This is a genomic window from Mucilaginibacter sp. P2_A5 (assembly GCF_056404995.1).
In genome coordinates, this window is record NZ_JBFUCY010000019.1 from 45,255 (window position 1) to 59,257 (window position 14,003).

Consider the following 14,003-nt stretch of genomic DNA (forward strand, 5'->3'; position numbering starts at 1 on the left):
ACCTGAGATAAAACATGAACCGATTAGTTAAATACGTAACGTTGTTATTTGCCTTTGTTATGATGGTATCATGCAAGGCAGGTAAAAGCGTATACATTTTCTCCTCGTTTCATGAACCTGCCAATGAAGGGCTCCGGTTTTTATACAGCTACGATGCCTGGCACTGGACAGACCTTAACCATGTATTTTTAAAACCGGATGCCGGCCAGGCGAAAATCATGCGCGACCCATCCATTGCCCAGGGTCCGGATGGCGTTTACCACCTGGTGTGGACAACCGGCTGGAAGGATGATAAGGGTATTGGCTATGCCAGCTCAACTGACCTGGTACATTGGTCGGCACAGCAACACATTAATGTGATGGAATACGAACCGACCGCTGTTAATGCCTGGGCGCCCGAATTGTTTTATGATGATGAAGCAAACCGGTTTATTATCGTTTGGGCATCAACAGTACCCAATCGTTTCCCTAAAGGGCAGGAGGACGAGAACAATAACCACCGCCTGTATTATACCACAACCAGGGATTTTAAAGCGTTTACGCCAACTAAACTATTCCTCGATCCAGGCTTTAGTGTAATTGATGCTGAAATTGTAAAGCGGGCCAAAAATGATTATATCCTGGTAATGAAGGATAATACCCGGCCCAACCGCAATGTCCTGGTTGCATTTAGTAACAACCCATTGGGGCCATACAGCAACTATACCAAACGCTTTACCGAAACGTACAGCGAAGGCCCATCTTTAACAAAAGCGGGTAACAACTGGCTTGTGTACTATGACTCATACAGGTTAAAAAGATATGGCGCTATGCGCACTACCGATTTTAAAACTTTTACTGATGTATCAGATAGTGTAAAGGTACCCGAAGGGCATAAACACGGGACTGTTTTTAAAGTGACCAAAAAACAACTGGATTTACTGCTAAAGGAAGCACAGTTGAAAAACGACAGAAGCTAACATGAACAAGATCATCAATATACTACTATTTACATTAATTGCTTATACCGCGCAAGCACAGGATACAGTACGCTACACCGGCAATACAATAGTTAATGTTGATTACCATCACGGGCAGTTAACTCCGGTAGTGGGGGTGCATAGTACGCAGATTTTGAGGGCCAACCGGGAACATCCCGAACTTGCCGATGGCTTTGGGTTTACTTATAACCATGCGCCTATGCTGGCCTACTGGAACAATACTTTTTATGTTGAGTATTTGAGTGATAAGGTAGGAGAGAGCGCGCCCCCCGGCCAAACATTGGTGATCACATCTGCCAACGGGCAAAACTGGTCGAAACCAACCCTTGTTTTTCCTCCCTATAAAATACCCGATGGTACTACAAAAGAAGGGCATCCTGGCGTGGCAAATAACCTGTATTCGGTAATGCACCAGCGTATGGGCTTTTATACCGCCAAATCAAAACGCTTGCTGGTGCTGGGCTTTTATGGTATTTGTTTGGATGGACATGATGACCCCAATGATGGGCAGGGGATTGGGCGTGTGGTGCGCGAAGTTTTACCAAACGGGAAATACGGGCCTATCTACTTTATTCATTACAACCCTAAATGGAACGAGAAAAACACAAGCTATCCCTTTTATAAAACAAGTAAAGACAAAGGCTTTGTACAGGCCTGTGACGAGTTGATGGCTAATCCCTTAATGATGATGCAGTGGGTAGAAGAAACCGATAAAAAAGATCCTTTAATACCGTTGCATAAAGACTATAAGGCTTTCAATTTTTATCACCTGCCCGATGGCCGGGTAGTCGGCTTATGGAAATATGCCCTAACAGCCATCAGTACCGATAATGGTAAAACCTGGCCTGCAAATGCTGCACGTGCGCCACGCTTTGTGAACAGCAATGCCAAAATATGGGGGCAGCGCACATTCGATGGTAAATATGCAACCGTTTATAACCCTTCCGAATTCAGGTGGCCGCTGGCTGTTTCGGTTAGTGATGATGGGCTCAATTATAAAAACCTGTTACTGGTTAACGGCGAAATTTCGGCAATGCGGTATGGCGGCGCCTATAAATCATACGGGCCGCAATATGTGCGCGGGATAGAAGAAGGCAACGGTAGCCCACCCGATGGTAAGCTGTGGGTCACTTACAGTATGAATAAGGAGGACATCTGGGTTTCATCAATACCTGTACCCCTAACCGAAATAGCCGGTGCACATGCCAACGAAGTATTTAATGAGATACCTGCCGGTAAAGAGCTGGAACTGTGGAATACTTACAGCCCTCAATGGGCTCCTGCAACTATTGAAAAAGCTCCGGATGGCGAAAAAAGTCTTACCCTGAAGGACAACGACCCTTTTGATTATGCCAAAGCGGAACGCGTGGTGCCTGTATCTAAAAAGTTAATCGCCGATTTTACCATCATCCCAGGGCAAAATAATGCTGGTATGCTTGATATAGAGTTCCAGGACGAAAAGGGCAGTGCCGCCATCAGGCTCACACTTGATTCGGCGGGGCAGTTTAGGACCAAGGCGGGATACCGTGATAAAAACATTATGAAATATGAGGCAGGCAAACCTTATCATATCATCCTGAAATTAAACACCAATACCCGTTTTTATACCATGAATGTAAACGGCAAGGATGTGCTTACTGCCTTGTTTTTTGCCCCGGTATTAAGCGTTAACCGTGTTGTTTTTCGCACAGGCGAGGTACGGCGTTTCCCCGATACAGACACACCAACGGATCAAAACTACGACCTGCCAAAAGCAGGCGAATCTGCTAAATCCGCGGTTTATTATATCAAATCATTTAAAACAGGCAATTATTAGGAATGGGTAGCAGAGCTATATTTTGCTGTTTGATTATGAGCTTATTCTGTTTTACAGGCAGTATAGCCCAGGTTGTTTTGCCTAAAATATTAGGTAACGGCATGGTATTGCAGCGCAATCAGCCTGTTCCCGTCTGGGGTACCGCCAAAGCAGGCGAAAGGGTAACAGTTAAGTTTAACGGTCAAACCAAAACGGCGATTGCGGATGCTACCGGTAAATGGATAGTTACGCTTAAACCGATGCCTGCTTCGGCAAATCCGTCCACGTTAATCATCGCCGGCACCAATACTATAAAGCTTACAGATATCCTGGTAGGCGAGGTGTGGCTATGCTCGGGCCAGTCCAACATGCAGTATGAAATGCGCAAGAACAGCAAGGTTAAAAAGCCCGATACCAGTACAGTAAATTCGCCGGTTGATGAACTGGATAGAGCCCATAACCCACAGATCAGGCTCTTTTTAGTCACCCAAAAAAACCTGCAGAAGCCCGATTCCACTCATTCTGGCTGGAGCGTCGCGGAGGATTCAGCTTTACGTGCTTTTTCGGCGGTGGGATATTTCTTCGCCAAAAATCTTAATCATGATCTGAAAGTGCCTGTTGGTATCATTTCATCGGCAGTAAGCGGCAGCCGTATTGAGCCATGGGCGCCACAGGAAGCTTTTGATGCTATCCCATATTTTAAAACCAATAACATTAAAATTGAGGGTGATCCCGGTAAATTCTACATCAAAATGATTGCGCCGCTGGCGCCGTTTGCGCTTAAAGGTTTTTTATGGTACCAGGGCGAAAGCAACTGCTATTTGGGTGAAACCATTAGTTACACCTATAAAATGGAGGCGCTCATCAATAACTGGCGTAAAAGCTGGAACAACAAAGGCCTGCCATTTTACTATGTGCAGATAGCACCCTTTTATTATTCGCAAAGTAAAGGAGCGGTGCCTTATACTGAGCTCACGGAACCCGAATTAAGAGAAGCCCAAACCATGGCTTTACAGATCCCCCATACAGGTATGATCATCACTACCGATTTGAACGATGATCTTAAAAACATTCACCCGCCATTTAAGTGGGAGGTTGGCCGCAGACTGGAATTACAGGCATTAGCCAATACTTACGGACAGAAAAAGCTTGTTTTCTGCGGACCGATGTATAAAAGCATGAAAATCACCGGTAATAAGATCATCCTGAGTTTTAAACATGCAGGTAATGGGTTGGTTAGTCATGACGGTAAACCGCTTACCTATTTTACTATATGCGGTCAGGATGGAAGATTTGTACCGGCCATTGCTGCCATCAAAGGTAATACGGTGGAAGTTTCTGCGGATGGCGTAGCCTCTCCTGTAGCTGCACGTTTTGCCTGGTCGGAATCGGCCCAGCCCAATTTCTATAACAAGAACGGATTACCTGCCGCGCCATTCCGAACGGATAATCCGCTAAAATTTACACCTACTACAAACTGATTGCCATGACATCTGCCTGTTTTAAAATATATACCTATGCCCTGTTACTGCTAAGCGGGATAACTGCCCGCGCGCAGGAAACACAAAAGGTATATTTATCGGGCACGGGTAGCGATCATACCGTTAACTGGCAGTTTTTCTGTACTGAAGGTCGCAATTCGGGCAAATGGACAACCATCCCCGTTCCATCTAACTGGGAATTACAGGGCTTTGGCAAATACAATTACGGGCTTGCAAAGGATAGCCTGAAGGGAAAGGAACAGGGCTTGTACAAATATGAGTTTACAGTTCCGGCTGCATGGCAAGGTAAAAGCATCAACATAGTTTTTGATGGCTCCATGACAGATACCGAAGTGAAACTGAACGGCAGATCTGCGGGGACAATTCACCAGGGATCGTTCTATCGTTTTAAATATGATATCAGCAGTTTGCTTAATTATGGCAAAGCCAACCTGCTGGAAGTAACCGTTTCCAAGCAATCTGCCAATGCATCCGTAAATGCGGCTGAAAGAAAAGGCGATTTTTGGGTGTTCGGTGGTATTTTCAGGCCGGTGTTCCTCGAAGCTTTTCCCAAAGCTCACATTGAACATTATGCCATTGACGCCAAAGCTGATGGCAAGCTAACAGCCGCGCTAAAGTTATCATTAGTTAAAGCGGGAACAATAACCGGGCAGGTATATAACCTTAAGGGGCAAAAAGTTGCTGCGGTCTTCAAAACGAATGTAAATACCGGCGATACCCTGGTGAATCTCACCACCAGGGTCGCATCGCCGCTGTTGTGGTCGCCGGAGTTTCCAAACTTGTATAATGTGGTGTTTACCCTAAACCAGGCCGGTAAAGCGGTGCATACGGTAAAGCAACGCTTCGGTTTCAGAACGGTGGAGTTGCGCCAGCACGACGGTATTTATGTAAATAACGTAAAGATCAAGTTTAAAGGCGTTAACCGCCACTCGTTCTGGCCCACAACCGGCAGGGCAATGAACAAAAAGCAAAGCATTGATGATATCATGCTCATGAAGGATATGAACATGAATGCCGTGCGCATGTCGCACTATCCGCCCGATGATCATTTTTTAGATGCCTGCGATTCACTTGGTCTTTTTGTTTTGGATGAACTTACCGGCTGGCACGGTCATTACGATACGGAAGTGGGTTCTAAGCTGGCGAAGGAAATGATAGCGAAAGATGTAAACCATCCATCAATAGTTATCTGGGATAATGGGAATGAAGGTGGATTTAACTTTGATCTCGACCATTTTTTTGACGACCTGGATATCCAGAAGCGGCTGCTCATCCACCCATGGGCAGTTTTCAGGGGCACAAACACGCAGCACTATATCAACTATGATTATGGTACCGGCACTAATTTACACGGGCACGATGTGACTTTCCCAACCGAGTTTTTGCACGGTCTTTACGATGGAGGTGCTGGCGCCGGTTTAGATGACTTTTGGGAACTGATGTACCATACGCCGCTTTCGGCTGGTGGGTTTATCTGGGATTTTGCAGATGAAGATGTGGTGCGCACCGATAAAAATAATGAGCTTGACTCTGATGGTGATCATGCCGCGGATGGCATTGTAGGGCCGTACCACGAAAAGGAAGGTAGTTATTACACCGTCAAGGAAATCTGGTGTCCTGTACGCCTGGAGCCGCGGGAAATTACCCCTGCATTTAATGGTAACCTGAGACTCGAGAACAGGTATCTATATACCAATTTAAAACAGTGTACATTTAGCTATAAGCTGGTTAAGTTTAATGATGCGTGGCAGCACCCCACGCCACAGGCCACCTCACAAACCGGACCGATAACTTCACCCAATGTAGCACCGGGCCAATACGGCAATTTGCAATTTGATTTACCTAAAAACTGGCAGGATTACGAGGTATTATACATAACTGCCATTGATCCTCACAAAAGAGAATTGTTTACCTGGAGTTTCCCCATTAAAATGCCTCATGACTTTGTAGGGCGTATTATATATAAACCTGGGAATCACAAGATAACCGTTACCGAAACCGACTCGCTTTACAAAGTGGCCAATGGCAATGGCATTCAATTGGAGTTTAACCGTAACACGGGTGTACTGAAAAAGGTAAGTAACAGCGGGGGCGAAATTCCATTTAATAACGGCCCCGTATTGGCTGAAGGCGGTGAGAAAACAGGCTTTAAAAAGCTGAGCTACCACTACCAGGGCGATACTTTAATAGTTGAAGCAGCTTTTGAACCCAAAGCCAATATGGCAAAACTCAAATGGACCATGTACCCATCGGGCTGGGTAAAGCTGGATGTAAAATACTGGCCCATTGGCGAAGAAGGTAACCTGTTGGGCGTAAGTTTTTCTTATCCCGAAAAGGATGTTAAAGGGGTACAATATATGGGCAGCGGCCCTTACCGTGTTTGGAAAAACCGGCTGAAAGGTAACTCGTTGGGCGTTTGGGATAAACAGTATAACAATACCATAACCGGCGAGCCAAAAATTGAGTACCCCGAATTTAAGGGATATTATGCCAACCTGTACTGGATGAGGTTAAACGCCAATGCCGGCCCAATCACTATTGTTTGTGATAACCGTGATGTATTTATGCGCCTGTTTACACCGGCTAATCCCAAAAAAGTGTACAACACGGCGCCTGCGTTCCCATCGGGAGATATATCGTTTATGCATGGCATCAGTCCGATTGGCACAAAATCTCAAAAGCCCGATAAATTAGGTGCACAGGGCTTCCCCAACAAATACTTTGATTATTACAAGGATATAGATATGGCTTTGCCGTTAACGTTATACTTTGATTTTTCGGGCAGATGAGTAAACGCGCACATATCGCCCTGCTGATATTTATACTCTCAACGTATAAGTGCCTGGCCGGTATTGCCACGCAAAACCTGCGCTGCGAAATGCTGCACAATCCGCTGGGGATTGAAACTATCCATCCAAGGTTAAGCTGGCAGATAACGGGAGAGGGGCGTAATATTAATCAAACAGCTTACCGGGTACTGGTTGCATCAACCCCGGCAAAACTGGCCGCCAATGTGGGCGATCTTTGGGATTCGCGTCGTGTAAATTCGGGTGAATCCATCATGATTAACTATGCTGGTAAGGCATTAATTAGTCGTACAGCCTGTTACTGGAAAGTTAAAGTATGGACCAATAAAGGCGAAAGCCAGTGGAGCCAACCGGCCATGTGGAGCGAAGGTTTGCTAAATACTACCGACTGGAAAGCCCGCTGGATAGGCCATGACGGCGGCTTCGCCTGGGATAGTGTTTCTAAATTCTCCCGCCTGTCGGCACGTTATTACCATAAACAGTTTGATGTAAAGCCTGCTGTAAAAAAAGCTACCATATATATCATTGGTTTAGGTCATTATGAACTTTATATAAATGGTAACATTATAGGCGACCAGGTGCTTGCCGGGCCACCTACCGATTATACCCAGTCTGTTAAATACAATACTTTTGATGTTACCAATGCAATAAAAACAGGTGCAAACGCTGTTGCAACGGTACTGGGCAACGGCAGGTTTTTTACCATGCGCCCCAAATACAAACCAAAAAAAATTAAGGAATTTGGTTTCCCCAAAATGCTGCTACAGTTAGAGGTAGAGTATACCGATGGCACCCGGCAATTAACTGTGAGCGATAACAGCTGGAAGTTTACAGCTGATGGTCCAATCCGCACCAATAATGAATACGATGGCGAAGAATACGATGCCACCAAAGAGATGCCAGGATGGAACAACACCGGCTTCGACGACAGCAAATGGCTAAAGGCCGAACTGGTTGAAGCGCCTGGAGGCAGGGTAGAGGCCCAAGTGAATGAACCCATTAAAGTTATGGATACGGTAAAGCCAGTCAGCATAAATCAGCTTAAACCGGGCACCTGGATTATGGATATGGGGCAGAATTTTGCGGGCTGGGTAAAAATGCATGTAAAAGGCAAACGTGGCGATAAAGTAGCCCTGCGCTATGCCGAAACCCTACAGCCCAATGGCGAACTGTATGTAGCCAACCTGCGCGATGCCAAAGTAACGGATGTTTACACCCTGAAAGGCGGCGAAGATGAAAGCTGGCGCCCGGCATTTGTATACCATGGGTTCAGGTATGTGGAGATCAGCGGTTACCCCGGCAAGCCCGGATTGGCCGATTTTGAGGGAGAGGTAGTTTATGATGCCATGGCTACAACCGGGCATTTTGAAACATCCAATCCGCTCATCAATCAGATCTATCATAACGCTTATTGGGGCATATTAAGTAATTACAAAGGCATGCCTGTTGATTGCCCGCAGCGTAACGAGCGGATGCCCTGGCTTGGCGACCGCGCGGTAGGCTCTCTTGGCGAAAGCTTTGTATTTGCCAATGGTAACCTGTACGCCAAATGGCTGGATGATATTGCTCAATCGCAAAAGCCGGATGGTGCCATATCCGATGTTGCCCCGGCCTATTGGAATTATTACAGCGATAACATGACTTGGCCGGGCACCTACATACTGGTTGCTGATATGCTTTACCGCCAGTTTGCCGATAAGGCGCCCATTGAAAAGCACTATGCCTCCATGAAAAAATGGATGGATTATATGCGCCTAAAATACATGAAGGATTATATGGTGACCAAGGATAAATACGGCGACTGGTGTGTACCACCCGAATCGCCGGAACTGATCCACTCTAAAGATTCTTCCCGCAATACTGATGGGCAGCTTATCGCGACAGCATATTATTATCACCTGTCGGGATTGATGCAAAAGTTTGCCAAACTGCTCCATAAACCTGCCGATGCACAGGCCTTTGCCGCCTTGAAACTAAAGGTAGGCAATGCTTTCAATCAAAAATATCTTGATAAAAAAAACTTTCGATATGCTAACAATACTGTTACCGCCAATTTGCTGCCTTTGTATTTTGGTATCACACCCACAGCAGGCAGCAAAGCGGTTTTTAAAAACATAGTTGATAAAATTCAAAACGATGCAAACGGCCACATCAGTACCGGGGTTATCGGTACACAATGGCTTATGCGTGGGCTTACCGAATACGGAAGGCCTGATCTTGCTTATCGCATCGCTTCTAACGATGATTATCCAAGCTGGGGCTATATGGTGAAGCATGGCGCCACCACCATATGGGAGCTATGGAACGGCGATACCGCCAACCCGGCCATGAATTCGCATAACCATATTATGCTGCTTGGCGACCTGGTAGCATGGTTTTACCAGGACCTGGCCGGTATTAAAACTGTTAACGCGGGTTTTAAAGAAATGGTGATGATACCTCCGGTAATAAGTCAATTGAATAGTGTAAATGCCTCGTATGAAACACCATATGGTGTGGTTAAAAGTAACTGGACAAATAATAAAGGTCATTTTACCTGGCATATAGTCATACCACCCAATAGTAAAGCTTTAGTATACATACCAGCGGCAACCGGCAAGGCTGTAACCGAATCGGGGCAGGCAGCGGATGCCATAAAAGATATTAAACTGGTAAAAATGGAAGGCGGCCGGGCTATTTTCCGGATAGGATCCGGCAGTTACAATTTTGAAGTTAAAAGTTAAATCTACCTATCTAATGAGTAAAAACATGAAAATATTAAACATTGTGGGTATGGCCGTATTGCTTGCAACATCAACCCTAAGTAAGGCACAGGATCAATCGGTAATAAAACAGTCCCAATCACCGGAATCACTGGCCAAAGCTGATGCAGAAATTGATAAAAAGGCTACGGATTGGATAAACTCATTCACTCTTAATGATACCGCGAAAGCTTCACGGGTAAAAACCGTAGTGACTGCGCACCTGAAAGCTATCCGGGATTGGAACAATAGCCACTCGTACGAATCTGTACCTGCCGGGATTGATCCGGCTACCGGCAAACCATTGAGCACTATGGACCGGCAGATCATCATCAATTCATCCCTGCCAAAATCGGTCCATGAAAACCTGATGACCGGTCTGCGCAAAGATCTTAATGAAGAGCAGGTAGAAGCGATACTGGATAAATATACCATTGGCAAGGTGGCTTTTACACTGGCAGGTTACAAAGCCATCGTTACCGATCTGACACCGGTTGAAGAAGCAACCATACTGGCCAATTTAAAGCAGGCACGCGAGCAGGCGGTTGATTTTAAAAATATTAAACAGATTTCGGCCATTTTTGAGATCTACAAAACCAAAAACGAGCAATACCTCAACAATAATGGCCGTAACTGGCACCAGTTATTTAAAGCTTATGTAGATGCTGTTAAAGCTAAAAAATCTGCGGATGCGGCAAAGAAAACAGCTCAATAAATATAATAGCTATGTATAAGAAAATCTTGCTGATCATATTAAGCGCCTGCACAATAGCCGGCGAAACATTTGCCCAAACTAATCCCTGGCGCAAAAGCATTGTAAAGGATGAATTTATTTACGATAAAGCACCTTATCCCGAATGCCATGCAGCCACTATTGCCGAAACACCAAAAGGCCTCGTGGCATCCTGGTTTGGTGGTACAAAAGAACGTAACCCCGATGTTTGTATCTGGGTAAGCAGGTTGGTTAACGGCAAATGGACCGAAGGCATTAATGTGGCCAACGGCATACAGAACGATACTTTACGCTACGCCTGCTGGAACCCCGTGCTTTACCAGGTTCCGGGTGGTAAGCTGTTGTTGTTTTATAAAATTGGCCCCAGTCCTGCAAAGTGGAAGGGGTATATGAAAACATCGGGCGATGGAGGGATTAGCTGGTCGGCGCAAACCGCTTTGCCGGATAGCTTTTTGGGCCCGATTAAAAACAAACCGGTTTTACTGAAGGATGGCACATTGCTAAGCCCGGTAAGTACCGAGGGTAAAGCCTGGCAGGTGCATTTTGAAGCCAGTAGTGATTTTGGCAAAACCTGGACAATGATAGGCCCTATTAGTGATGGTAAAGAGCTAAAAGCTATCCAGCCCAGTATCCTGATCCATAAAGATGGCAGGTTGCAGGTACTTTGCCGTAGCCAGAACCGGGCGATACTCATGGCCTGGTCTAAAGACAAAGGGCAAACCTGGTCGCCGCTCGAAAAAACAACCTTGCCAAACAACAACTCGGGCACCGATGCGGTGACGTTAAAGGACGGCAGGCAGCTTTTGGTTTATAACCATGTATTACCGCCGGGAACACTGGCAAAAGGCGCCCGTACGCCTTTAAACGTGGCTGTATCAAAAGATGGGGTTGACTGGTATGCTGCCGCTATACTGGAAGATTCGCCAATCAGCCAGTATTCTTATCCCTCGGTAATCCAGTCGGCAGATGGGCTGGTGCACGTGGTTTATACCTGGCGCAGGCAAAAAATAAAACATGTAGTGATCGATCCCCAAAAAATAGATCTGAAAGAAATAAAAGACGGTGTGTGGCCTAAGATTGATGGATACACAGCCCCCTCGGCAACAACAGGAGATGCTAAAGATCTTTAAAGGAGAAACGTGATGAAAAAATTAACCGGTATACTCATAGGCTGCTTTACATTGCTGTTTTACACAGCCGGTGCTCAGCAAACCACGGATGGCCTGTACAAAAAGTCATTAAAGGAAGTACTTGATGTGATCCAGGACAGGTATCATGTAAAGATTAAATACACCGATGCCCAGGTTCAGGATAAATGGGTAAACTATGCAGAGTGGCGTTTCCGGCCGGATGTGGATACTACCCTGGCTAATGTACTTACCCCGCTCGATCTGAAAGTAAATAAAGAGGGCCCCGGCAAGTATAAGTTAAAAGAGTACGAATATTTCCGCTGGACGGTTACTGACGGCTGGAAAGAGTTGGATCGTATTGCATCGCAGTATCACGATAAAGCAAGCTGGGAACAGCGCAAAGTTTTACTTAAACCACAACTATATAAAGCTTTGGAGTTATGGCCTTTACCCGCAAAATCAGCTTCAAAACCTATCATCACCCCAAAAAGAATATTTAATGGTTATACGGTAGAGAACATAGCCATTGAAATTTTACCGGGTTTATACATCAACGGATCGTTGTATAAACCATCAAAAATAAAAGGGAAGATCCCGGTAGTATTAAGTCCCGATGGGCATTGGGAGCACCAGCGCTACCGTGCCGATTGCCAGTTGCGTTGTGCCACACTGGCCCGCATGGGTGTTATGGCCTACAGCTACGACCTTTTTGCCTGGGGCGAATCGCTGTTGCAGTTTAAGTACGAAGATCATCGCCGCAGCCTTGCGCAAACCATTCAGGTTTTAGGAGCTATCAGGATATTAGATTATGTATCATCATTAAAAGAAACGGACACTGCAAGGATAGGAATCAGCGGCGGATCTGGCGGTGGCAGCCATACTGTTTTAATGACCGCGCTGGACGACAGGATTAAGCTAAGCGCACCGGTAGTTTCCGTATCATCCTATTTTTATGGCGGCTGCCCTTGTGAAAGCGGGATGCCTGTACACCAGTGCGGGGGTGGAACGGATAATGTGGAGCTTGCCGCTATGGCTGCCCCAAAACCGCAATTGCTGGTATCTGATGGGCAGGACTGGACAGCCAATATGCCCGAACATGATTTTCCGTACCTCAAAAAAATGTATGGTTATTATGGAGCCGAAAATATGGTGGAGAATGTACATCTCCCCAATGAAGGTCACGATTTTGGGCCATCCAAAAGGTTTCCGTTGTACAAATTCATTGCCAAAAATTTCCACCTCAATATTAAGGCGATTGAAGATAAGAGCGGCAATATAGATGAATCAAAAGTAACTATTGAAAAAGAGCCGGCCATGTATGTGTTTGGCGATAAAGGCGAAAAGCTGCCTGCCGGTGCCATAAAGGGATTTGACCAGTTCCAAAAAGTTTTCGCGGCAGCAATAAAAAAATAGAGGATATGAAAAGCAGGATGATATTGGTTTTGGGCGTTGTGCTATTTACAATAGGGGTGGTGCAACAGGTAATAGCGCAAACTCCATCGGCTAAGCAGCGGTACAAGGTAGCCGTAGTTGACCTCATGATAATCAAAAGGCAAAAACCTGGCGCTTTCCAGCTTGCCAAAGATATAGGCGCCGATGGCGTTGAAGTTGACATGGGCGGCCTTGGCGATTGCGAGACATTTGATAATCAATTGGCAAAAGATTCGGTACGGGAACTGTTTTTAAATAAAGCTAAAGAACTGGGCCTCGAAATACCCTCATTGGGAATGACCGGTTTTTTTGCACAATCATTTGCCGAACGGCCCACCGCCGTTAAGGCTGTTGAAGATTGCATCAATACCATGAAGCAAATGAATGTAAAAGTTGGCTTTTTGCCATTGGGCATTAAAGGCGACCTGGTTAAATACCCAAACCTGCGCCCCGCAATAGTTGCCCGCCTAAAGGAAGTAGGTAAAATAGCCAAAAAAGCTGGTGTGGTGATTGGCATCGAAACTTCACTGGACGCGAGGAATGAGTTGCAGTTATTAAAAGATATAGGTTCGCCAGCTATAAAAAGCTATTTCAACTTTCAAAACGCACTTGATAATGGCCGCGACCTGGAAAAGGAATTGCAGATACTGGGCAAGACGAATATTGTAATGATCCACTGTACGAATACTGATGGCCAATGGCTGCAGAACGACCCCGAAATAAACATGGAACGGGTAAAAGCAACTTTGGATAAAATGGGCTGGAGCGGCTGGCTGGTGATTGAGCGGTCGAGAGATACTAAAGATGTGCATAACGTTAAATGGAACTTTAGCGCCAATGCCACTTACATAAAATCAATTTTTCAAACATCAAACCAATAATTG

General features: G+C 45.6%; 9 protein-coding genes. All 9 read left to right on the forward strand.

Features of this window, described 5'->3' with window-relative positions; translation table 11 throughout:
• Positions 1 to 14: 14 nt before the first annotated feature.
• Genes AC1DXF_RS17630 through AC1DXF_RS17670 form a run of 9 tightly spaced genes read left to right on the forward strand, consistent with a single transcriptional unit; the run spans position 15 to position 14,000 of the window.
• Entirely contained in the window at positions 15 to 959 is a 945-nt protein-coding gene (locus AC1DXF_RS17630) for a glycoside hydrolase family 43 protein (protein ID WP_477450039.1), read from the forward strand.
• A 1-nt stretch (position 960) separates the two neighbouring features.
• Complete coding sequence (locus tag AC1DXF_RS17635) at positions 961 to 2,796, forward strand: sialidase family protein (protein WP_477450040.1); 1,836 nt, start codon at positions 961 to 963, stop codon at positions 2,794 to 2,796.
• A gap of 35 nt (positions 2,797 to 2,831) precedes the next feature.
• Entirely contained in the window at positions 2,832 to 4,256 is a 1,425-nt protein-coding gene (locus tag AC1DXF_RS17640; protein WP_477450041.1) for a sialate O-acetylesterase, read from the forward strand.
• Between the two features lie 5 nt (positions 4,257 to 4,261).
• Positions 4,262 to 7,066, forward strand: a complete 2,805-nt coding sequence (locus tag AC1DXF_RS17645; RefSeq protein ID WP_477450042.1) for a glycoside hydrolase family 2 protein — start codon at positions 4,262 to 4,264, stop codon at positions 7,064 to 7,066.
• Positions 7,063 to 9,807, forward strand: coding sequence for an alpha-L-rhamnosidase (locus AC1DXF_RS17650; protein WP_477450043.1), 2,745 nt, complete (start codon positions 7,063 to 7,065; stop codon positions 9,805 to 9,807). Before AC1DXF_RS17645 ends, AC1DXF_RS17650 begins: the two co-directional genes overlap by 4 nt.
• Before the next feature lie 25 nt (positions 9,808 to 9,832).
• Positions 9,833 to 10,540 (forward strand): DUF3826 domain-containing protein, encoded by a 708-nt coding sequence (locus AC1DXF_RS17655; RefSeq protein WP_477450044.1) that lies wholly within the window; start codon positions 9,833 to 9,835, stop codon positions 10,538 to 10,540.
• An 11-nt stretch (positions 10,541 to 10,551) separates the two neighbouring features.
• The gene (locus AC1DXF_RS17660; RefSeq protein ID WP_477450045.1) at positions 10,552 to 11,688 is read left to right on the forward strand and encodes a sialidase family protein; all 1,137 of its coding nucleotides are present in this window, start codon (positions 10,552 to 10,554) and stop codon (positions 11,686 to 11,688) included.
• 12 nt (positions 11,689 to 11,700) lie between these two features.
• Positions 11,701 to 13,101: an acetylxylan esterase gene (locus tag AC1DXF_RS17665; protein WP_477450046.1), complete on the forward strand. Its 1,401-nt coding sequence runs from the start codon at positions 11,701 to 11,703 to the stop codon at positions 13,099 to 13,101.
• Between the two features lie 5 nt (positions 13,102 to 13,106).
• Positions 13,107 to 14,000: a sugar phosphate isomerase/epimerase family protein gene (locus tag AC1DXF_RS17670; RefSeq protein ID WP_477450047.1), complete on the forward strand. Its 894-nt coding sequence runs from the start codon at positions 13,107 to 13,109 to the stop codon at positions 13,998 to 14,000.
• Positions 14,001 to 14,003 lie beyond the last annotated feature (3 nt).